The 22,220-nt window shown below is 42.6% G+C and carries 17 protein-coding genes and 1 other RNA gene; 9 read left to right on the forward strand and 9 right to left on the reverse strand.

The window, feature by feature from the left end; translation table 11 throughout:
* On the forward strand, positions 1-440 hold a 440-nt coding region (locus EWV66_RS16620; protein WP_502706151.1), incomplete at its 5' end, for a DUF8196 domain-containing protein.
* Positions 441-472: 32 nt separating this feature from the next.
* On the opposite strand, the gene EWV66_RS16625 is transcribed toward EWV66_RS16620, so the two are convergent.
* From EWV66_RS16625 to EWV66_RS16640, 4 genes are all read right to left on the reverse strand, one after another.
* Positions 473-1,744 carry an MFS transporter gene (locus tag EWV66_RS16625; protein WP_081417830.1) on the reverse strand — a complete coding sequence of 424 codons (1,272 nt, stop codon included), beginning with the start codon at positions 1,742-1,744 and terminating at the stop codon, positions 473-475.
* A gap of 9 nt (positions 1,745-1,753) precedes the next feature.
* Positions 1,754-1,850: signal recognition particle sRNA small type (ffs, locus tag EWV66_RS16630), an RNA gene on the reverse strand.
* 86 nt (positions 1,851-1,936) lie between these two features.
* The gene (locus EWV66_RS16635) at positions 1,937-3,073 is read right to left on the reverse strand and encodes a DUF58 domain-containing protein (protein WP_287107148.1); all 1,137 of its coding nucleotides are present in this window, start codon (positions 3,071-3,073) and stop codon (positions 1,937-1,939) included.
* Between the two features lie 387 nt (positions 3,074-3,460).
* Positions 3,461-4,480, reverse strand: a complete 1,020-nt coding sequence (locus EWV66_RS16640) for a long-chain acyl-[acyl-carrier-protein] reductase (protein WP_002764636.1) — start codon at positions 4,478-4,480, stop codon at positions 3,461-3,463.
* Positions 4,481-4,503: 23 nt separating this feature from the next.
* Here EWV66_RS16640 and EWV66_RS16645 point away from each other — a divergent pair, with 23 nt between their 5' ends.
* Positions 4,504-4,641 carry a hypothetical protein gene (locus tag EWV66_RS16645; protein ID WP_287107149.1) on the forward strand — a complete coding sequence of 46 codons (138 nt, stop codon included), beginning with the start codon at positions 4,504-4,506 and terminating at the stop codon, positions 4,639-4,641.
* Here the strand turns inward: EWV66_RS16645 and EWV66_RS16650 are convergent.
* Complete coding sequence (locus EWV66_RS16650; protein WP_110579120.1) at positions 4,627-5,322, reverse strand: aldehyde oxygenase (deformylating); 696 nt, start codon at positions 5,320-5,322, stop codon at positions 4,627-4,629. The genes EWV66_RS16645 and EWV66_RS16650 overlap by 15 nt on opposite strands.
* Before the next feature lie 229 nt (positions 5,323-5,551).
* A complete protein-coding gene (gene zds / locus EWV66_RS16655; protein ID WP_052275954.1) occupies positions 5,552-7,012 on the reverse strand; it encodes a 9,9'-di-cis-zeta-carotene desaturase in 1,461 nt (486 codons plus the stop codon).
* A 135-nt stretch (positions 7,013-7,147) separates the two neighbouring features.
* Here zds and EWV66_RS16660 point away from each other — a divergent pair, with 135 nt between their 5' ends.
* The gene (locus tag EWV66_RS16660; RefSeq protein WP_287107150.1) at positions 7,148-9,586 is read left to right on the forward strand and encodes a phospholipid carrier-dependent glycosyltransferase; all 2,439 of its coding nucleotides are present in this window, start codon (positions 7,148-7,150) and stop codon (positions 9,584-9,586) included.
* A 678-nt stretch (positions 9,587-10,264) separates the two neighbouring features.
* On the opposite strand, the gene leuC is transcribed toward EWV66_RS16660, so the two are convergent.
* The 3 genes from leuC to EWV66_RS16675 all read right to left on the reverse strand — a co-directional run bounded on the left by leuC (position 10,265) and on the right by EWV66_RS16675 (position 15,395).
* Positions 10,265-11,665, reverse strand: a complete 1,401-nt coding sequence (gene leuC / locus EWV66_RS16665) for a 3-isopropylmalate dehydratase large subunit (RefSeq protein WP_052275952.1) — start codon at positions 11,663-11,665, stop codon at positions 10,265-10,267.
* 276 nt (positions 11,666-11,941) lie between these two features.
* Positions 11,942-12,940, reverse strand: a complete 999-nt coding sequence (locus EWV66_RS16670) for an MraY family glycosyltransferase (protein WP_052275951.1) — start codon at positions 12,938-12,940, stop codon at positions 11,942-11,944.
* A 157-nt stretch (positions 12,941-13,097) separates the two neighbouring features.
* On the reverse strand, positions 13,098-15,395 hold the full coding sequence (locus EWV66_RS16675; RefSeq protein ID WP_287107151.1) for a RelA/SpoT family protein: 2,298 nt from the start codon (positions 15,393-15,395) through the stop codon (positions 13,098-13,100).
* Positions 15,396-15,620: 225 nt separating this feature from the next.
* On the opposite strand from EWV66_RS16675, the gene patD reads away from it, so the two are divergent.
* The 6 genes from patD (at position 15,621) to EWV66_RS16705 (ending at position 22,113) form a co-directional block, all read left to right on the forward strand.
* Positions 15,621-15,977, forward strand: a complete 357-nt coding sequence (gene patD / locus EWV66_RS16680; RefSeq protein ID WP_002787017.1) for a heterocyst frequency control protein PatD — start codon at positions 15,621-15,623, stop codon at positions 15,975-15,977.
* A gap of 214 nt (positions 15,978-16,191) precedes the next feature.
* Positions 16,192-17,817 (forward strand): dipeptide ABC transporter ATP-binding protein, encoded by a 1,626-nt coding sequence (locus EWV66_RS16685; RefSeq protein ID WP_072924573.1) that lies wholly within the window; start codon positions 16,192-16,194, stop codon positions 17,815-17,817.
* A 55-nt stretch (positions 17,818-17,872) separates the two neighbouring features.
* The gene (locus EWV66_RS16690) at positions 17,873-18,118 is read left to right on the forward strand and encodes a hypothetical protein (RefSeq protein WP_353734421.1); all 246 of its coding nucleotides are present in this window, start codon (positions 17,873-17,875) and stop codon (positions 18,116-18,118) included.
* The gene (locus EWV66_RS16695) at positions 18,112-20,247 is read left to right on the forward strand and encodes a glycosyltransferase (protein WP_287107153.1); all 2,136 of its coding nucleotides are present in this window, start codon (positions 18,112-18,114) and stop codon (positions 20,245-20,247) included. Before EWV66_RS16690 ends, EWV66_RS16695 begins: the two co-directional genes overlap by 7 nt.
* A gap of 312 nt (positions 20,248-20,559) precedes the next feature.
* Entirely contained in the window at positions 20,560-21,525 is a 966-nt protein-coding gene (locus EWV66_RS16700; protein WP_287107154.1) for a M48 family metallopeptidase, read from the forward strand.
* Positions 21,526-21,846: 321 nt separating this feature from the next.
* Positions 21,847-22,113: a DUF6761 family protein gene (locus tag EWV66_RS16705; protein ID WP_002739044.1), complete on the forward strand. Its 267-nt coding sequence runs from the start codon at positions 21,847-21,849 to the stop codon at positions 22,111-22,113.
* Positions 22,114-22,220: the final 107 nt, after the last annotated feature.

A 22,220-nucleotide genomic window follows, 5' to 3' on the forward strand; every position in this document is an offset into this window, starting at 1 on the left:
AACTGGGCAAACAAATTGGGGGACTTGGTGCCAAATTCGGCAGCTTTACCGAAGGACTTGCCCTTCCCTCAATGGAAACGATTCTCAGACAACGCTTTGGTATGGAAGTTGTTAGTCCCAGTGTGCGAGTCAGTAAAGAAGGAAAACACCTAGAAATTGATGTTCTTGCCTATACCAATGGTGAGCTAAATACTGCTTATATCGTTGAGGTTAAAAGTCATGCCAGAGAGGAGTCTATTACACAATTAAAAAGTATTTTGCAACGGTTTCGCCGCTTTTTTCCCGAACACAAAGATAAAAAACTCTATGGCATATTAGCGGCGGTTGATTTATCCCCGGAATTACGGGAAAAAATTCTGCAAGAAGGGCTTTATGTGGCTCGGATTCATGACCAAGTATTTGAATTAGATATTCCCGATAATTTTCAACCTCAAAAATAACCCTGCCCTAGGAAAAACTTTTTCAGTAAGCTTTATTGTAATTGTCCGCGCAGAGCATAACGATCTTTTTCTAAACCGAAAGCGAAGAGAAAAGAATGAAATATAGTGGGGTTAGAGAGAGTAAAAAAGAGAAAGAGAGCAATAACAGCTAATCCTGACGATAAACTAAACATAGTTTCGTAGGAAATTGCTAAAACCCCCAGAATTGGACCGGCTAAGGCTGTTCCCACATCAAAACCGCCGATGCAGATAGAATAGGCCCGGCCGCGTTCTTGGGGCCCAGAGCGATCGGAGATTAAAGCCAGTAACATAGGGAATAAAATCCCCCCTCCCGTACCTTCGAGGATAGCGGCTAAAATTAAATCGGAAGGAGATCGGGCAGAGGATAGAACCAACATGGATAAACCATAGCAAAAAACGCTAATAGTGATGAATAAACCCCGTCCATAGCGATCACTGGCTCCTCCCGACAAAATCCGTCCGATTACGCCCGATAGTGCCGCATAACTGTAGAATAGACCGGCACTGAAAGGGATCTGATTTTCGAGGAGAAACAGGGGTAAAAAAGCGACTAAACCGCCGAATAAAGTACCGACCAATAGAAAAACTAAGGTAGGGACTAAAAAAGCTCGCTCTTGACATAATGCCCAAAAACTGCGCTCGATTGTCTGATTTTCTGCCTTCATTTGGGCTAATTTTTTCTTGAAGTCTGGTTCTTGAATGGAGAAACCCAAGAGAAAGGCGATCGCTCCTGAAGTGGCAGAAACTAGAAATAAACCGTCATAACCGATCGATTCGTAGAGATAACTGCCTAAAGCCGGACCGATTCCCATGCCTAGGGGTGCAGTTAAGCTCATATAACCAATTATCTCCCCCCGTTGACGAACGGGGGAAAAATCCACCACTAGGGTACTGTAACCAGTGGTAAAAGCAGCGATACTGAGGCCATGGTAGGCGCGGACGGCGAATAAAGAGGAAAGATCGCGAAAAAATAGATAACCGAGGGGTGCGGTAGCGGCGACAATAGTTCCAAATAAAACCACTAATTTGCGACTGCGGCGATCGACTAGATTGCCTAACCAACTGCGCGATAAAATTAAACCGATGGCAAAGGCCCCCATGACAAAACCGATATCTTGTTTGCTACCGCCTAGTAATTTAATATAGGTGGGGAGAGTGGGGACGAGAGTGGTGATACTTATCCAGAAAAACAGCGCCGTGACGAAGAGGATCAGTAGTTGACGACGAGTCTCGGCAGTAAGCGATCGAAAAGTTTTGAAAGCGTTCACAACAGCGACCGTCACAGGCAACAAAAAGACCCGGAGATCACGCCAGTCACAAGCATCCCGTATTGCTGCTACCTTCCGGTCCTGACAAGGTTAAGGCGTTGCGATCGCATGAGTCCGAGTCTTTTCTATCATAACATCTTTTTCCGGGATACGGGCATTTTTTTCGGGAGAATTTCCTCTCAATCTAGACTGTGAACGGAAATTTCCTCAACGAGGGGGTTTTTGCAATTGTTGTTGTAGAGAAATTTCTGGTTTGATCGCCAATCCGCTAAACTGTCGGATTAAGGGTGAAGGACTCTCCCTAGAATCGGCAGCGAGGAAAAATAACCAACGGCTCCCGGGGGTGAGTGGTTCGATGGAATTGAAGTTACTTGTCAACCAAATTAGCGGTAAATTAGGCAGATTGGCATTTTTTTGACTAGCTTTTGCCTCTATAGCCGCTAAAGTTTCTAAAATGACCCTTTCCCCCTGAATTAACCCCGTTTCACCGGTCCAGAGTTTCACATTTAGTTGCCGACGATGGGCATAAAAATAGAGGGAAGCAGCGGCAATAATCGCCCGTTCAAAACTGTCTTCTTGCCAATCACAGAGGGTATCGAGACAGATAATCACTTCCTGTCCCCCCGTTAACACTTCTAATTCCCGAATTTGCAATTCTCCCAAACGGGCGCTAGTTTTCCAGTGAATTAAACGGGTAGAATCACCCTGGCGATATTGTCTCAAGTTACGGGTAAGTCCTTGACTAGCCCTTTGATAATAGCGATTATTTTCTAATTTTTGTTCCATCTCTTGACCGAGGGAATCGATCAGGGGACATTGTTGCAAGGGTAAAACTTGGGGATAAACTAAAGCTTTAGCCGCTGCTTGCTGACAACGACGACACCAAAATAAACCGAGAGGGGCCGCTGTTCTTAATTGTACTTCTTGCCAGTGATAAATACCTCGTTTACTGGTGGGTAAATAATAAGTCCAACGATGGCAACTTTTGGAGGCAATCACTTCTATTGGGGTTATTTTTGGCTGATCGAGAACTATAGGCAGGATATCTGTCACTTCTAACAGATTTATCGGCTGATTGCTAGTATTTTCTATCTCTAGGCTAATACTAAGATCGTCTCCTGCACTCACGGGTACAATGGCAAGACGACGCACTTTCAGAGGAAGAAGGGAACGACGGGGTAAAATTATCGATAAAATTAAAACAGCGATCGTCGTGCCAGAGATAGCATACAACCATCCCGCCATGGTATTGGTCGCAGCTCCGAAAAAACAGAGGGTAATGCCAATGATTACCCCCCCACCGTAAGCGGGTAAAATACCGCGATCTTCTAACCAAGTTTTCATAGAGTTTAGTGGTTTTGTCGTCTTTGCTAGAAAGCTAAAAATCAGTCCCACATCTCTATAATTCCCCCAAAAGCCCTGAGAAACTATCAAAGAGATCGGACTGATCTGTTAAGGGAGTTCTCTTCCTTGTCACTATTGGGATTTTTCTTAACAAAATTTAACAATTGATGGCAAAATTTTGCTTGCTTTTGTGGGCAGATTTTGGGATAATATTTTTAAAAGAGTTTATTCATAATCTTAATCTAAGCACTTAAAGATAAACACAAACATCCCATTATGAAACAATCATAACCCAAGCCGCCGGCAAAGTCAAGCCCTCACTTCTAATTATTTGTCGCCTAAAACTTCTAATTCCGTGGTCGGTGGGGGGGGGATTGGGGGCATGAATTAAAATAACAAAGGTTGAAAACCGTGTTTACGGGAAGCTGCGCCGATTTGTTCCATTTTAGGGACAGTAATTTGATTGCGTCCCCAGGAAAAATTAGTTTGCCAACCCTCCAACTCCAATAAAATCGCCTCAGCAAAACAGGCAAACATTTGACGAGAGGGAATATCCATATTAACGATTTTCATAATTTTCCAGTCAATATCGAGGGAATGCTCGACAATGCCGCCCTTAATCACCGAAATATCGGGGGCATTTAACACCATGCCTAAATTTTTCGGATAACCACCATCAATAATAATGCAGGGGCGCTTGAGTTTATCTGGATCAATTTCTACCCCTTTAGGCATACTAGCCACCCAAACAATGATATCAGCTAGGGGTAAAGCCTCCTCTAGGGGGAGAATTTTACCGCGACCTAACTCCTCTTGGAGAGATTGTAAACGCTCTTGATTGCGTGCCACATAGATTAGTTCTTTTGTATCGGTTTTTTCATTTAACCAACGACAAACAGCGCTGCCGATATCTCCGGTGGCCCCACAAACCACGACGGTAGATTGAGCTAAATCAATGCCCATTTTTTTAGCAAGGGTTTCCACCTGAGTGCAGATGACGTAAGCGGTGTGGGTGTTACCGGTGGTAAAACGGCCAAAATCTAGCTCGATATTCCGCACCTGTCGATTATCTTTGAGATTAAACTCCTCGAAAATAATTGAAGAAAAACCGCCGAGTGCGGTGATATTGATATCACTTTTTTGAGCGAGTGCCATGGCATTTAGCACCTTACGAATAGCAGACTTTACCCAACGATTCGACAACATCTCCGGTAAAAAACAGGATTCGATGTATTTACCCGTGATGGTTTGTCCCGTGATGCTGGTGACATGAAAATCATCGACAATTTGCGGGGGGGCAGCGCACCAAAAATCTAATCCCTGGTTAGCATATTCAGGATAACCTAGATCGTCGGCGACCGATTGGGCGTGTTCTAAACTGGTAAGATGACCTATAAGACCAAACATTGATTGTTCTTTCGTTAGACTAGATGGCACTAGATAAAAATGAGGATATTGCTAAGAAATCGTTAAGACTCTTAAATATAATACACAAAAGAGCCGCTCTGTGTGGAGCGGCAGCAGGGGAAAAAAGAAATCTCGATGCTCAAGCTTTAGACAGCAGTTAATCCGTAGGCAGACATCCGCATGATATCACGGGTGCTGAAACCGATATTGCTTAACGCTTCCCCGTAGCTAATCATAAAGTCTTCCACGAGGGCCTCTTTTTCCATAGCGAGAACGCGAGCATCATCCTCGACTTGATTGAGCATTTTCCAGACAATGGGTAGATTAGCGCGATTTGCCGCTTCTAATTCCTCTTTAGCGGTTTCAAAGTTCGCTTTTAGCCATTCTTCGCCAAAATTGAGGTGTAAATATTCGTCTTTAACTACGCCTTCAGTAATTTTACGGGCAAAAGGATCAGCAACGGGAATATAAATATTATAGGCAGCGATCGCGAAAGCTTCGATAATCAAAGATTGGATTAATAAACAGGTGACAACTTTACCTTCTGCGTAGGCAATTTGGAAGTTATTGTGCAGAGAGGAAAAGAATTCTTTGGCATAATCCATATCAGGGGTGATTTGCAAATTTCGGCCGCAAGCTTGAAAACCTTTCATGTGACGGTTTTCCATTTTTGCCAGACGGTGTAATTCTTCTTTTTTATCGGTGAGGATGTCTGCTAATTGAATATAATTACTATTGGCCTCGTATTCGCCTTCAATAACGATGGCATTAATGCGACTATAGGCTGATTTATAGGTTTCGCTGGTGAAATCAAGCTCTAATGGTACAGCAAGCTCTGGCATAAACTCGATTGACTCCTATTTCTGACGAGATTTTTCCGACGTTCTTTCCACTCTAGGGTAAGTCTTCTAGATGGAGTTATCTTTTTACGAGTCTAGCTTGATCGGTCTTTTTTGTATAGCTTGGCCTGAGGGGCTGACTTGCCAAGTTAGCTATAGCGGTTATCTTTTGCCACTGAAAACAAATCTAGAGGCAATCCCTTCTTAAGGGACGAGATTGCCGGCTGTTTGCTCAAACCGTGGCTAAAGATTTCCGGCGCTCGGCCTGTTGTAGGATCGCTTTGGCTGCCTGTTTACCGGATAAAGTGGCTCCTTCCATGCTATCAATGTAATCCTGTTGGGTATAACTACCAGCAAGGAAAAAGTTAGCGATAGGAGTCGCTTGCGAGGGACGATAGACATCCATCCCCGGTGCTTCCCGATAGAGACTCTGGGCCAATTTCACCACACTAAACCAAGTCATCTTTAATTCCTGCGAGGAGGGAAATAACTTATGGACTTGCGCTAAAACGTGCTGGGCAATATCTTCATTTTTAGCTTTAATAAAAGGATCCCCAGGGGTTAAAACCAACTGTAATAAAGAACCTTCTCCGGGGCGATAATAATCCCTAGGACTGGTGAGAGCAAGATCTGCAAAACAGGAAAAATCCGCTTGGTGGGTGTACAAAAGATTGTCAATTCCCACCGCTTTTTGCAGTTGTCGGCGTTTTTCGGCATCATTTAACTCCGTCACCCAACCGTCAAAACGCAATTGTACCGTAGCGACGGGAACTGCTTCTAGTCGGAAAATATTGTCAAAAATCGGCATTTTTCGCCAATCTTGGGGAATAAGACGCTGAATACCAGGGACATCACCAGCGCAAACGTAGGCATCTGCGGTGATAGTTTCTGTGGTTTCTCCGTTAGCGACGATCATGCCATTAACTTGCAGATTTTCGCCCTCTCCAGAATAGAGAATTTCCCGCACTTGACGACGGGTGGAGATTTTGGCACCCCGTGCCTCCAGATAGTTAATAATCGGTTTATGCAGGTATTCGTGGGGGGAACCTTCCAACATCCGCAGGACGGAAGCTTCGGTTTTAGCGGCGAAAAATTGGAAAATCGTCAGCATACAACGGGCCGAGATATTTTCCGTATCGATAAATCCTAAGGCATAGGCGATCGGATTCCACATTTTTTTTAAACTGCCTTCATTACCGCCATGGCTACGAAACCAATCGGCAAAACTAATCGAGTCCAGCTCCCGAATCGTTTTCATCGCTCCTTGAAAGTCTATCAGACCGCGGACGATGGGACTGGTACCTAAGGCCAGAGAATTAAAGATTTTATCGGCTGCCGAGAGTTGAGAGGAGGTAAAAAAGGCTTTTAAACCGTTAAAAGGCGCACCCGCGGCGAAACGAAAGTCTAATTCGCCGATTTTTCCTCCTTCGTTGATAAAAGTGTGGGTGTGTTCTTTGAGTAGTAGGGATTGAAAAGCGCCCACTTTTTTCATTAACTCAAAAAGATTGTAGTAACAACCAAAAAAGACGTGCAAGCCCATCTCGATGTGATTACCGTCTGCATCTACCCAACTACCGACTTTTCCCCCGACAAAGGGACGAGATTCTAATATTTCTACTGTACAGCCCGCATCGACCAGATCGATAGCTGTTGCCATTCCCGCTAATCCCGCACCAACGATCACCACTCGCATTTGTCAAGTTCCTGTTACAATTTTTCACTAAATCTTTATTTTACCCGATCGATCTGGTGTTTCTCGCTGGCGATTTTTTCAGGGTCGCTTGAGAGCGTGGCAGAATAATTGAGAGTTGTCCGAGGGAGAGTCATTTTGAAGCGATCGCTAGATAGGAGACAGGAATTAATTATTGTCACTATTATTTGGATATTGGGGGTATTAGTCGATAGATTCTGGTTTAGTCTCGATCATACTATTCCTGCTTGGGATCAGGCCGATTATCTCAACGGTGGGATTATCTATACCCAAGCTTTCCAAAATCCGCGCTGGTTTGATGGGGATTGGTGGCGCGGTTTATGGCTAATGTCGCCAAAAATTCCCCCTTTAACCTATCTTTTAACGATTCCCTTCTTTAATCTCTTTGGTATTAGCCTTGACGCGGGTATGTGGGTAATGGCTATCTATAGCGCCCTACTGCTCTTTTCTGTGTACGGATTGGGAATTATCCTCTTTAATGGGACTGTGGCTTTATGGGCGGTCTTAATCTGTCAATTTCTACCCGGTTTATACTATTATCGCCTCGAATATCTCTTAGATTTTCCCTTAGCGGCAATTGTAACGTTTTCTTACTTCTGCTTGACATGGTGGCGATTTAGTGGTCATGGCTGGCTAAAAGCGATCGCTTTCGGGATTTCTTTCGGTTTAGGGATGTTAGTCAAACAAACCGCCCTATTTTTCCTCTTTTTGCCGATTTTGTGGGTATTGGGCGAAAATCTTTGGCGAAAACGTTGGGGTAATCTAGCGCAATTAATGCTCAGTTTTTTGACGGCAGCATTGTTAATGTTTCCCTGGTATCGGACGAATTGGTTATTAATGTTAACCGCGGGCAAACGTGCCACGGTAGATTCGGCGATTTTGGAGGGAGATCCGCCTCTTACCAGTCCAGATGCCTGGACATTTTACGCGCAAGTTTTACCCTATTTTCTTTCCTGGGTATTATTATTAGTTCCCGTGGTGGGATTATTAATCTCCTTACGCCATATAAAAACCGAAGATAAGGTTAATCGTCCTGTGTGGATTTGGTTAGGAGTTTTTCTGCTGGGGGGATACCTATTATCATCCCTCAATATCAATAAAGATGCTCGTTATATTTTGCCGCTTTTACCGACTTTATCCTTAATTTTATCCGTTGGTTTATTATCTTGGCGCGGTCGTTTTGGATCTGGTATCCGTTGGGGAACGATAACTATTGCCGCTATCCTCACCAGCTTAAATTTATTCCCCTTGGGGGGAGATGTAATTACTAATGTTTTCAGTCCCGAATTACAACACCATCCCTATTTAAAAACTGGTTGGCAGCACGAAGAAGTAGTTAAAGAGATTCTAGCCGATTCTCCCTATCTTCGCAGCACCCTAGGGGTTTTACCTTCCACCCCCGAATTAAATCAACATACCTTCTCTTTCTACGGTGGTAAACATAATTTCCAGGTTGCTGGGAGACAGGTGGGAGTTAGGGAAGAAGATATCGAAAAGGATGTCAATTCTTTAGATTGGTTTTTAACTAAAACTGGTGAACAGGGTTCCGTCCCCGATGTCCAGAAAAAAATTGTTAATCGAGTCGCCACTGGTTCAGATTTCCAAGTAGAGAAAACTTGGCAGTTACCGGATGATAGTACCCTGTCCCTACACCGAAAAATATATCCTTCCGTCACGGTTAAAACCCTTGAAAATGCGCCAAAACAGGTGGAATTAAGAGAGATTGCCATTGCTGAAAAAGCATCTCCTAATCAACCAATTCCTGTGGTTTACAAATGGGCTGGAGACTGGCAACAATTAAAGTCAGGGATAGTAATTTTAACTTGGCAAGAAGTGGATGGTAAGGATTATTGGATGCACGATCATGGTATTGCTATGGGGGGATTAATGGCAAAAAAATTAACTCCAGAAGAGCAACAAAATAGTTTTGAAGTCACTGAAAAAACTGCCATGCAGTCGGCAGCAACCCCCGGAGTTTATCGCTTATCTGCTGTCTATCTCAATCGGGAAACTGGCGAAACCTATCCGATTAAAACTAATGCTGAAATTACCATCGATCCTCAAGTCTCCAAGTTAGCAACGCCCCAATTAGATTTAGTGACCCAATTGCGCTTAAAGTCTGCTAATATTGGTCAAGGATTAACGGGTATTGAACCAATTTTTGAGTTAACTAATCGTATCAATCAATACGATTCGATTCAGGATTATGTGCTGCAAGCAGACAAAGCTTTTTCCTATCGTTTACAGCAACAAAATCCCCCCGATAAATTATCTTTAGCCTACGGATTAGCAATTTCTAAGGTACTACAACAGGATGTGGCAGGGGCAATAAAAGCCACGGAGGAAATGATTAAAATTGACCCCTATAATCCCTATCATTATGCTTATCAAGGTTTTATTTATCTCTACGATTGGCAACCGCAAGCGGCCCAAAAAGTCTTAGATCAAGCTAGACAATTAAATCCCGATAGTGAGGAAATTAAGACTTTAAATGCAGTGGCTGCCTTGATGGGGGGAAATCTCGTTAAAGCTTGGCAATTATGGCAGTCAAATTAAAATAGAGTGAGAAGTAGGGAAGTGGGGTGTGGGAAGTGGGAGGTGGGGGAGTGGGGAAGTGGGGAAGTGGGGAAGTGAAGCATTTGGCTGAAATTTCCCTAAACCCCTAAATCCCTATCACCCTATCACCCCAAAACCCTATCACTCTATCTCCTGACTCCTGACTCCTGACTTCTAACCCAATGTTGGACAAAGATAACTAAATTTTATTGATTTACTGCAAAAACTTGAGAATATTTAAATTAACATTCCGCAATATTTATAAATTCTTAAGAATTAATTGAGAAATATTTTTATTTAACAACGACGTTATGATGGTAACAGCGATTTGATAGAATTTCATAATGGGTTATTCTGTGCTTTTTTGGGCAGCAATGGTTGAAACCCTTGCCACACCTAGAAGGTGATCCTAATTAAAACGGGTAAATCAGTCAATTTCACCCACAACGATGATCTTTTTTTTATGTAGTTTTATTGCAAAAAAAAAGTTTTTTTGACAAAAAGCACAAAGTATGAATTATGAAGTGGGGAAGTGGGGAAGTGGGGAAGTGGGGAAGTGGGGAAGTGGGGAAGTGGGGAAGCTGTCTCATCACCCTATCACCCCAAAACCCTATCACCCCAAAACCCTATCACCCTATCTCCTGACTCCAGCAACAAACTTTTTGCTGCAAACCCTATTTAATTTAACAACTCCCTGGGATCGGTGACTTCCCCTTTAATCGCTGCCGCTACCACCATCGCCGGACTCATCAACAAAGTACGCCCGGAAGCGGAACCTTGACGACCTTTAAAGTTACGATTGGAGGAGGAAGCGCTGATCTGATCTCCCTGCAATTTATCGGGATTCATGGCTAAACACATGGAACAGCCAGCCTCGCGCCATTCAAAGCCCGATGCTAGGAAAATTTGGTCTAATCCTTCCGCTTCCGCCTGTTTTTTGACTCTTTCGGAACCGGGGACGATAAAAGCTTTCACATGGGGGGCAACACGATGACCTTGGGCAAATTTGGCCGCTTCGCGCAGATCACTGATCCGGCCGTTAGTACAGCTACCGACGAAGCAGACATCGATTTTTGTGCCTTTAATCGGGGTGCCGGGGGTGAGTTTCATGTATTGATAGGCTTCCTCTGCGATCGCTCTTTCACTTGCCGGTAAACTTTCGGGAGTGGGAATGACTTCGTTAACCCCGATTCCTTGGCCCGGAGTAATCCCCCAAGTAACTGTGGGTTCGATTTCACCGGCATCGAAGACCACCACATCGTCATAAACCGCATCGGCATCGCTTTTAATGCTTTCCCACCAATTAACCGCACTTTCCCAGTCTTTGGGCGCAAAATCACGACCTTTGAGGTAATCGTAGGTGATTTGATCGGGGTTGATATAACCACATCGGGCCCCACCTTCGATCGCCATGTTACAAATCGTCATCCTTTCTTCCATGGACATCCGTTCAATTGTACTACCAGCGTACTCGTAGGCATAACCAACACCGCCTTTGACGCCTAATTGACGGATAATATGAAGAATTACATCTTTAGCATAGACCCCGGGATTTAAATCGCCGTTTACCTCCACTCGACGCACTTTTAATTTCGATAGGGATAGGGTTTGGGTAGCAAGAACATCGCGCACTTGGGAAGTGCCGATGCCAAAAGCGATCGCACCAAAAGCACCGTGGGTGGAGGTGTGGGAGTCACCACAGGCGATCGTCATCCCGGGTTGAGTTAGGCCTTGTTCGGGAGCGATCACATGAACTATGCCCTGATTGCCGGAACCGATGCCGTAGAAAGGAATATGATTGGTTTGAACATTAGTTTCGATCGCCCGGATCATTTCCTCGGCCAAATCGTCAAGGAAAGGACGCGCCTGATTTTCGGTGGGGACGATGTGATCGACGGTGGCAATAGTCCGTCTGGGAAATAATACTTTTAAACCCCTTTCTCTCAGCATCGAAAAAGCTTGCGGACTGGTGACTTCATGCACTAGATGCAGTCCGATAAATAATTGTGTCTGTCCACTGGGAAGAATCTTAACCGTGTGTGCGTCCCAGACTTTATCGAATAATGTTCTTGCGCTCATTGACTTTGGAATGATAGTCATCTCCCTAATCATATCAGCTAACCCTGGCCGATAAGTATTAATTTTTTCTTTTCTCTTGGTTAGGAGGGATAATAGATGAATAGCTCTGTTTTTGCCAGATTAAAACCATCAGTTTTTGAGTAAAATAAAAGACTTTAGCCAATAACTATTTGAGTGATTACTTATGCTCCTTACCCCCCGTTTCCTATAATCTTTCAAGAGGATTTAGTATAACATTCTCTTGATTTAACTCTAGGAACCATAGCAATAAAAAATTTATTCTTTTCTTGTCACCGCTAAATTCTGCTCGCTAACTCTCTTGTTCAGATAAATTTCTCCGAGAACAATTAATCCTAGAATCAGAGGTAAACTCAGCCATGCTCCTAGGTTTCCTAAGTAGTTAATACTAATAGCAATCAGGAGAGTTACCGCCATATAAATAATCGCTACTTGTGAATGAGACAAGCCAGACTTTTGTAATCTTTGATAAAGGTGACTGCGGTGAGCTTGGAAGATATTTTCCTTTCTGAATAATCGACAAATCAGGGTATAAATAGCATCACCAATCAGAGGTAAAGTGATAGTCAAAGCTGACCAAGCTTGACCTTGATTGACCTGGTTATTAAGTAAAACCATAGGGACAATTGCCCCCAGACTGGTGCTACCCACATCGCCCATAAAAATTTTCGCTGGCGACCAATTCCAGAGGAGAAAACCGACTAAAGCTGCCACTAAAAGCCATAAAATTGGTTCCTGAAAATAGAGAGCGAGAAATCCTAATTGTACCGCCGTACAGCCAGCCACCAAACCATCAAGACCATCCATAAAATTATAAAAGTTAATGATCGCAGTCAGTCCGATAATTGTGAGAATAATAGCTAAAATTTTGCCGCCAAAACCTAAATCTAATAGCCAAGATTGGGGAAAAGCACCGAAAAAAGTGACCGCAATACTAGCGGAGGATAACTGCACCAAATAGCGAATACTAGAGGGAATACCGCGACGATCATCGAGAAGGCCGATAATAATTAAAGGAGTCAGGGATAACCACAGGGGAATGAGAGGTAGGGAAGGAGAAAGGAGAAAATAACTGAGGCTGCTGGTCAGAGCAAAAGCAACGACAAAACCGAGTCCACCTCCCCTAGGTGTGGGTTGACTATGGCTGCTACGCTCATTGGGAATATCTAACAATTGTTGACTAAAACGTTGTTTAATCAGGGCAACCACCAGAAAACTAATCAGAAAACTGATGACTGAGAGTAGGGATAATAACATAGGGATTTTTGCGCTCAGATTCATTATCGATCCTACGCTGTTCGGTGACAAAAAGTGCAGATATTGCCCTCGTGGTTTTAGTCAGTGTCAGCATCCCACTTCCAAAGCTAAGGCGCTCCGGGGTTTGGGGGATATTAGCAGAAATTTTAGGTTTAACTTACTCTCGATCGCTTTTTACCTGACTGATGCGACGAACGTTTAAAATATCGCTCATCAGCTTAATTTGAATAACACAGCGTTCAAATTGTTGCAGGTCTTTTACTTCAATTTTCAGAGAAATTAAAGCGGGTTTACCGAAATTAGTCTTAACTCCGGCATTGCGAACGTTAATATTTTGGTCACTTAAACGAGAGAGAATATCTTTTAAAACCCCGACGCGATCGATCACTTCAATCTGAATATTTACTGGATAAGTTTGATAACGTCCCTGGTCATCTATAGGGTTCCAACTAACAGGAATTAAGCGTTCAGCTTCGGCTTTTTCCACATTCGAGCAGCCCTGACGGTGAATAACAATACCTTCCCCCGCATGGGCAACTATACCGGTGATATTTTCCCCTGGTAAAGGACAACAACAACCGGCCAAACGATAGACTAATCCCTCCACACCGGCGATCGGTGATTTACTAACGGGTAAAGCCCTTTGAACGGGAGAAGGTGGTAGAATCAATTGGGAATCAGTCAGGACATCGGGCGGATTTTTGACGGTTAAAATTTCCTGTTGATTTTTAACTGTTTCTTGCAGACGATTAACCACATTTTTTAGGGTAACTTCGCCGTAACCCAAAGCCGCCAATAAATCATCTACTGCCACATAATTGCACTGTTTAGCCACCGATTGCATTCGTTCCGATTTTAGCAGGGCATCGAAGCCAGTTTTACCCAATTCTTTCTCTAATAAATCACGACCCCGGCTAATATTTTCTTCTCGGCGCGATTTTTTGTACCATTGCCGGATGCGATTTCTGGCGCTAGGAGTAACGACAAAATTTAACCAATCTAAACTAGGGTGACTATTTTTGCTGGTGAGAATTTCCACCAGATCACCATTTTGCAAGGGAGCATCAAGAACTGACCATTTACCATTAATTCTTGCCCCTTTCATCTGATTACCTACTTCGCTATGAATATGATAGGCAAAATCTACTGGTGTTGCGCCTTGGGCTAGGGCCACCACATCACCTTTGGGGGTGAAAACATAGATATCTTCTTCAAAGAAATTATTTTTCAGGCCATCCATGTATTCTTGGCCATCTTTAAGGTCTTTTTGCCAGTCGAGAAGATTACGCAGCCAAGCAAATTTTTCATCCTCAGCGGTTAAAGTTGTTTGACTAGAACCGGTTTCTTTATACTTCCAATGGGCTGCAATCCCGTATTCAGCAACATGGTGCATTTCTAGGGTGCGAATCTGCACTTCTAGGGGGCGGGCATTTAAACCAACAACGGTGGTATGGAGAGATTGATAACGGTTAGCTTTTGGTAAACCGATATAGTCTTTAAAACGGTTGGGAATCGGGGTAAATTGGTCGTGAACTATGGCTAAACAACGATAACATTCCTCTTTAGTTTCGACGATAATGCGGACGGCGGCGATATCATAAATCTGCTCGAATTCTTTACCCTGATTGTGCATTTTATGATAGATGCCGTAGAGATGTTTGGGGCGACCTTGTAAATCAAGAACTTTTATGCCAATTTCTTGCAATTTTTCCCGCAATGTGTTAGTAACGGTTTCGATGCGGGACTCTCGATCGATACGTTTTTCCGACACCAATAACTGCACGGTGCGATAAGCATCGGGTTCGAGGTATTTAAAGCATAAATCCTCTAATTCCCATTTAAATCGCCCAATCCCTAAACGGTTAGCCAGAGGAGCAAAGATTTCTCTAGTTTCGAGGGCAATGCGTTGCTGCTGTTGCGGGTTAAGGTGTTCGAGGGTTTGCATATTGTGCAGGCGATCGGCTAATTTTACCACGATGACGCGGATATCTTGAGCCATCGCCAGAAACATTCGGCGAAAATTCTCCGCTTGCCGTTCAGTTTTGCTAGAAAAGTTGAATTTGGAGAGTTTTGTCACCGCTTCCACCAAATTACGCACCTCAACACCGAATCTATCCTCGATTTCTTCGGGGGTGACTTCCGTATCTTCCACCACATCGTGAAGGAATCCCGCCGCGATCATTGCCCCATCACCCCCCAGATCCCGCAGTAATCCCGCTACAGCTATGGGATGGGCGATATAGGGTTCCCCGGATTTGCGATACTGGCCCTCGTGGAGTTTGTGGGCGAAATTAAAGGCCCGACAGATTAAATCGCTATCGGGATTCTGGGGGTCGTTTTCGTAGGTAATTAGACATTCTTTCAGCCAATCGGGTAAAACTAACGCTTTTTTCGGTTCCGTGTCCCGGGGAAGGACGGTGAGGGTTTCTGGTTGGGTGGCAGTGATGGCGTTCATGGTTAGATCGGGGGGATAATAGGGGTGGTGGAGAGGGATAACTAGCAAATTATTAGGCCGAAGGGATGCCAGATTACTTAATTCTCTAACACTAGAATCGGACTTATCGGCGAAAAGGACGCGATTCTTTTAAGTTTTTGTCTCTGATTGGGAGGAGAGAGGACTTGCAACCGTGACGGCAAATCGTTAATCTTATGTAACAAATTCTAACGCGCTTTGTATTGGATGCTACCGACAAATTACCATCAAGCCTACAAATCTTTGTTAAGAAAACTGGAGGATTTCAGTCTTGCCCTTCTGGATGGGGATGCTTCCACGGGGTTACAATCTTTTCAAGCTTTACAAACCTGTCTAGAAGGGGAGATATTGTCACTAAATGATGACAATTTCAGCCCAGAGGTGGCTAATCGTTGGCGCACAGTCCAGACGGAACTATATCGATCGTGGCGATTGCTGGAGACGGATTGGTTATTTTTGGCCTCAGCGCGGCAAGGACGGGAGAAGCGTTTACGGATAATTAGCGAGCGAGTGGCGACTTTAAAGGGATATTGTCGGGTTTTGTTAGGGTCAGTTGTCGATTAGTAATTAAATGCTCGATCGCCGTTTGTGTGGCATACTTGACCCTAAGTAGGTAGGCGTTAAAAATTATCAGATGCCCTCCTTATTAAGGGGGGACTAAGGGGGGATCGGCACCCCCCTTATCAAGGGGGGCAGGGGGGATCAGAGGCAAAATCTATCTTCGATTTAATTATAACTACTTACTTAAGTCCTAACTTTTATCGTTACCGATCGCGTCATGTTGGAAATTAAAGACCTAAAAATTGCCTACCCGACCGAATTAAGTTCTCCCTCTTGGGCGATCGATGGGGTATCTTTTAGTATAGGCAAAGGGGAAACTCTGGGATTAGTGGGTGAATCTGGTTGTGGAAAATCGACTATAGGTAAGGCTATTTTAAGGTTATTACCTAATCGCACTCATGTGGAAGGTGAGATTACCTTTGAAGGGCGATCGCTTTTATCTTTATCTAGCAAACAGTTAGAAAAGTTTCGCGGGGAAGCGGTGGGGTTAGTCTTTCAAGATCCGATGACGCGACTGGATCCACTGATGACTATCGGCGATCATTGTGTGGAAACTTTGCAAGCCCATCGAGCAAATTTAACCTATCGTCAAGCTAAAAGTCAAGCTTGTACTGTCCTAGAAAAAGTGAAAATTCCCGCTAATCGTTGGTCCCAATATCCTCACGAATTTAGCGGAGGAATGCGGCAAAGAGTGGCTATTGCTTTAGCTTTATTATTAAACCCTAAGTTAATTATTGCCGATGAACCCACCACCAGTTTAGATGTGACGGTTTCGGCGGAAATTCTGCGGGAATTAAAGCGTTTATGTAGCGAGGAACAGATGGGATTATTGTTAATTTCCCATGATTTAGCAATGGTGGGAGAATATTGCGATCAATTAGCGGTGATGAAGGGGGGCAAAATTGTCGAATCGGGAGCGGTAAAAACAGTTTTTAATACACCTCAACACCCCTACACCCGTTCTCTTTTAGCCGCTGCTTTACACTTACAGTTAAGGGAGGAAAAATCAACAGCAATTCAAGGCAAAGAAACGGTGTTAAAGGTGGATAATTTAAAACAGTATTATACCCTAGAAGGTAACTTTTTAGATAGTTTTTTCAAAAAAGAAAAGAAATTTATTAAAGCGGTGGATGAAGTAAATTTTGAACTTTATCGAGGGGAAATCTTCGGTTTAGTTGGGGAGTCGGGATGTGGGAAAAGTACCCTATCGAGAACCCTGTTACAGTTAATTAAACCCACTGGGGGAAAAGTGGAATTTTTAGGCGAAGATTTAACCCCGTTGTCCAGGGAAAAAATGCGTCCCAAACGGCGCTTAATGCAGATGATTTTTCAGGATCCCCTCGCTTGTCTTAATCCTCTGATGACAGTGGGAGAAAGTATCGCCGATCCGCTTTTGATCCATCAAAAAGTTAGTCTAGAAACGGCTAAAGAACAGGTTTTAACAATGTTAGATCGAGTCGGTTTAACACCAACAGAAGAATTTTATCGACGCTATCCTAGGGAGTTATCGGGAGGACAACAGCAAAGGGTAGCCATTGCTCGCGCTTTAATTACTCGTCCAGAATTAGTTATTTGTGATGAACCGGTTAGTATGCTTGATGCTAGTGTCCAGACACAGGTTTTAGAGTTAATGTTAGAGTTACAAAAGTTATTTAATCTCACTTATTTGTTTATAACTCATGATCTTTGGTTAGCGAGATTCCTCTGCGATCGAATTGCGGTGATGACTGCGGGTAAAATAGTTGAAATGGGTGACACTGAACAGATTTTTAGCCATCCCCAACACCCCTACACGCAAAAATTAATCGCCGCAGCCCCGAGAATTTATCCCGACAGCAACTAAAATCGCTCTAGGGGTTTATAATTGTTATTGTCTAGATATGGTTAGAAAAGACAAAATGGCCAGACAACTTCAGATAACTCTCCCTGAAGATACTATGCAACTTCTCGATCGATGGTTGCCAAGTAGTGATTATCCTGAAAAAGAATATAATAATTTAATTAATGAAGCGATTAAATTATATATTATGGAACAACCGAGAAACTACCTCAAGCAACAATTAAAGGAAGGAGCTATTGTTAGAGCGGAAAGAGATTTAAATTTAGCACAAGATTGGGTTTCTCTAGAGGATTATTTATGGTAATAATGATTATTTTCAAAGTTAAAAAACTGCTCAAAAAATTTGTCTTTAGTCTCCAAGAGGAAGGGTGGAAACCAGCACTCAAAAAGACGAAACGAAAAATTATTAAAATTCTCACAGGAAAGAGTTCCTCTGAATTTGAAGAACAGGTGATCGAAAGTGCTAAATTGGCCGAACCCCGACCCCTAGAAATTGCCAGTAGTGATGATCCTTTAGTCTCGATTATCATTCCTGTTTATAACCAATTTGCCTACACCTTTAACTGTCTGGAATCCTTGAGTGTTAACCTAAGTTCTGATTTAGCTTATGAAGTAATTATCGTTAATGATGCTTCCACTGATGAAACCTTAGAACAATTAGCCACTTTAGTTAAAGGAATCAAAGTATTAACTAATGCAGAAAACTCTGGTTTTATTCGTTCCTGTAATTATGGAGCTAGTCAAGCAAAAGGTCAATACCTATATTTTCTCAATAACGACACTCGTATTCTGGAAAATTGTCTAGAAAGTTTATTAAAATTAATCGTCAATAATCCCCAAGTTGGTGCGGTGGGTTCTAAGTTAATTTATGCTAATAGTAAGCAACAAGAAGCGGGGGGAATTATCTGGAATTCTGCCGATGGTTGGAATTATGGACGCTTAGATAGTCCCGATGAACCAGAATATAATTATGTGCGTCCCGTGGACTATTGTTCGGGGGCTAGTTTATTAGTTCCTACGGATTTATTTAAGCAATTAGGTGGTTTTTGTCAAGACTTTATCCCCGCATATTACGAAGATACAGACTTATGTTTTGCCATCCGAGAATTGGGTTATCAAGTCCTCTATCAACCCCAATCTAACGTTATTCACTACGAAGGAATCACCTCGGGAACAGACCTTTCCAGTGGGATCAAACAATATCAAGTTATTAATCAAACTAAGTTTCGAGAAAAATGGTCAAAGGTATTAACTAAACACCTAGATAACGATGCTAATAATGTACCCAGAGCTGCCCGAAGTTTACAAGGAAAACCGACAATTTTAGTCATTGACTCCTACGTTCCACTATACGATCGAGAGTCCGGCTGTGTGCGTTTATTAAATATTCTTAAGCTACTGCTCAATTTAGGCTATTCAGTGATTTTCTTTCCCGATAATGGCTATCCTGAACAACCCTATACTTCCGTTCTGCAGCAGCTAGGAATTGAAGTTATTTATGGCACACCGCAAAGATATAATCTAGAAGAAAAATTAATCAAATATTTACCTCTGATCGATGGAGTTTGGTTGTGTCGTCCCGAATTGTGCGATAAGTATATGGATTTAATTCGCTTAAAAACAAAAGCACCAATTATTTATGATACAATTGACCTGCATTTTCTGCGTTTAAAACGGCAAAAAGACTATCTCGATCCCAGTTATCAAAATACTAGCTGGAGTTGGGAAACCTATCAGAAATTAGAGTTAAACTATGCTAATCAAGCGGAAGCAACCGTGGTAGTAACAGAAGACGAAAAGCAGGTTTTATCCTCTTTAGGAGTGAAAAATGTTTGGGTAATCCCCAATATCCATGAAGAAATTTCCCTGTCAGAAAAAGTTGCTTTTGACCAGCGATCGGGGTTAGTATTTATTGGTAGCTACAATCACCCTCCTAATATTGATGCAGTTAAGTGGTTATGTTTAGAAATTATGCCCTTAGTTTGGGTATCCCGTCCTGACATTACTGTTAATTTATTAGGAAGTAACCTCAAGGATGAAGTAAAAGAATTGGCCAATGATCAAGTGATTGTTACCGGTTATGTCCCCGAAGTAGAACCCTATTTTCAAAAGAGTCGGATTTTTGTTGCTCCCCTGCGATTTGGTGCGGGAATGAAGGGTAAAATTGGTCAAAGTCTTTCCCTCGGATTACCCACTATTACCACAAGAATTGGTGCCGAAGGTATGGGATTAATTGACCACCAAGATGTTTTAATTGCCGATACTGCCGAGGAATTTGCCCAAGCAGTGATCGAACTCTATGATAATATGGAATTGTGGCAAAAACTCGCCGATAATTCCCTAGAAACTATTAAGAGATACCAACCAGCTACCGTGCAAACTAACCTCCAAGCTTTGTTATCAAATCTAGGAATTGTTGCCAAGGATAGTTAACAAGAAAAAAGCTCATTTCTCCCACAGGTCTATTCTATGTCACCGAAATCAAATCAACTTTGGAATCCGCAATTTTGCAGATGTATCAAGCATTTGTATAGGATCAATTTAGGACAAATTTTGACTTTTTTTGTTCTATAAATCTCTTGCATAATTAATTTTTGAGGTTTCAAAAACGGCAAAAATAAGGATCAAATGGCATAAAATATGTAAATAGAGCCTTTAATTGCTTATTATTCATTCTTAATTGTCCTGACTCCTGACTCCTAACCCTAACAACAATTTTTGATTTTTACAAGAGGTTTTATTAATATGCCAAGTTATCCTGATATTTCCAGTCAAGCTTTTAAACATCCCCTAGATCAGCAAGCTGAACAGGCCTTAAGATCAGTTCCAGGGTTTGACTTATTAGCGAAAAGTTTTTCCGAATATCTCTATGAACGTCCCCAACAAATTTTATTAATGGGCAATGATTTAAAAGTTGGTCCTCGTCAATACGCCACTTTATACGGCATCTATCGCCAATGTCTGCGGGATTTAGATATGTCTCCAGAACCGAATCTTTATGTAAGTCAAAACCCTTTAGCCAATGCCTATTCTTTGGGTTCGGAACATCCCTATATAGTCTTTAATACTGCCCTTTTAGACCTCTTAGATGAAGAAGAAATTCGAGTAATTCTTGCCCACGAATTAGGTCATTTAAAATGCGATCATAGTATTTTAATTCAAATGTCTTTTTGGGTGATGGGGGCGGCTAATTTGCTTGGGGACATCACTTTAGGACTAGGAAAAGCCATTACTACCGGTCTAGTTTATGCCTTTTATGAATGGCGCAGAAAAGCCGAATTATCGGCAGACAGGGCCGCTTTATTAGTTAGCGATGATTTAAATGTAGTCCTGAGAACTTTAATGAAATGTGCGGGAGGAAGTCAAAAATATCTGCATGAATGCAACTTAGAAGAATTTATTCGCCAAGGAGAAGCCTACCGACAATTAGACCAAGATAACTTAAACCAGATTTATAAATTTCTCATTTATAATGGCGGTAATGGTTCCTTTTTAACCCATCCTTTTTCCGTGGAAAGAGTGCATTATCTACAGGAATGGTTTAACTCGGAATCCTATCGTCAAATTCGCCGGGGAAACTATGCCAAAATAGGGGTAAAAAGCTCAATTAATGTTGATGCTAATGATAGCGAAAGCGAAAGATTGCAGCGACAAATAGCAGCACTACAGGCAGAAATTGAACGGGCAAAAAGACAAAGAAACCATGAATAACCAATAACAGCCCATAAATCAGCCAAATCAGCCAAAAAAGGTGAGCAACAAGCGATCGCTAAATATTAGTTTTCCTGATTGATCAGCTGTACTGCATTTAAACTGCGTATTGGGAATTTTAGTACAAATGCTCAAACTTCCTCTCCCTGCTCCGGCGCTGACTGATTACTGATTACTGATTACTGATCACTGAAAATGCGCTCGTCTGTGTTTTGGCGATTTGGTCGGTACAATAGAGATAGGGGAGACTGAGAATAGCAATTCTCCCTGGTATTATCTATACACACTTACCCCCACTCTCTTTTTTTTGTTCTACTGCCCATGCTCCAAGATACCCAATCCATTCGTTACTATCAAAGACTAACCGATGACATGGTGGATCTTTGGCACCGTGGCTCGCGTTTTGATGAGATCCGGCTATATGTAGAAGGCTATTTAGCCTGTTTACGCGATTCTAGTTCCATAGAACCCTATCTAATTCATCGTCTCGAAGAAGAAATATTTCGTTTTCTGCGAGATCCTTCTAATTTTGAATATCTCTCCCCCCAAACCCAAACCCAAACTGAAGCAGATTATGGCTATTATTAACCCCATCTCGGGTTAAGGGAATTTGGCCATCAGTTCCGCAAAAAAAAATCGGATTGACTCGCGAGAATCGCCCCGGGATTAGACCTCTTGCATAGAGAAGAATTCAG

The organism is Microcystis sp. M_OC_Ca_00000000_C217Col (assembly GCF_007095585.1).
Taxonomy (GTDB): domain Bacteria; phylum Cyanobacteriota; class Cyanobacteriia; order Cyanobacteriales; family Microcystaceae; genus Microcystis; species Microcystis panniformis.

Coding starts and splice junctions, on each gene's coding strand:
- EWV66_RS16635 (WP_287107148.1), bottom strand. CDS start 3,073: ATGAAAACTTGGTTAGAAGATCGCGGTATTTTACCCGCTTACGGTGGG.
- EWV66_RS16640 (WP_002764636.1), bottom strand. CDS start 4,480: ATGTTTGGTCTTATAGGTCATCTTACCAGTTTAGAACACGCCCAATCG.
- EWV66_RS16645 (WP_287107149.1), top strand. CDS start 4,504: ATGGCACTAGATAAAAATGAGGATATTGCTAAGAAATCGTTAAGACTC.
- EWV66_RS16650 (WP_110579120.1), bottom strand. CDS start 5,322: ATGCCAGAGCTTGCTGTACCATTAGAGCTTGATTTCACCAGCGAAACC.
- zds (WP_052275954.1), bottom strand. CDS start 7,012: ATGCGAGTGGTGATCGTTGGTGCGGGATTAGCGGGAATGGCAACAGCT.
- leuC (WP_052275952.1), bottom strand. CDS start 11,665: ATGAGCGCAAGAACATTATTCGATAAAGTCTGGGACGCACACACGGTT.
- EWV66_RS16670 (WP_052275951.1), bottom strand. CDS start 12,940: ATGTTATTATCCCTACTCTCAGTCATCAGTTTTCTGATTAGTTTTCTG.
- EWV66_RS16675 (WP_287107151.1), bottom strand. CDS start 15,395: ATGAACGCCATCACTGCCACCCAACCAGAAACCCTCACCGTCCTTCCC.
- patD (WP_002787017.1), top strand. CDS start 15,621: ATGCTACCGACAAATTACCATCAAGCCTACAAATCTTTGTTAAGAAAA.
- EWV66_RS16685 (WP_072924573.1), top strand. CDS start 16,192: ATGTTGGAAATTAAAGACCTAAAAATTGCCTACCCGACCGAATTAAGT.
- EWV66_RS16690 (WP_353734421.1), top strand. CDS start 17,873: ATGGCCAGACAACTTCAGATAACTCTCCCTGAAGATACTATGCAACTT.
- EWV66_RS16695 (WP_287107153.1), top strand. CDS start 18,112: ATGGTAATAATGATTATTTTCAAAGTTAAAAAACTGCTCAAAAAATTT.
- EWV66_RS16700 (WP_287107154.1), top strand. CDS start 20,560: ATGCCAAGTTATCCTGATATTTCCAGTCAAGCTTTTAAACATCCCCTA.
- EWV66_RS16705 (WP_002739044.1), top strand. CDS start 21,847: ATGCTCCAAGATACCCAATCCATTCGTTACTATCAAAGACTAACCGAT.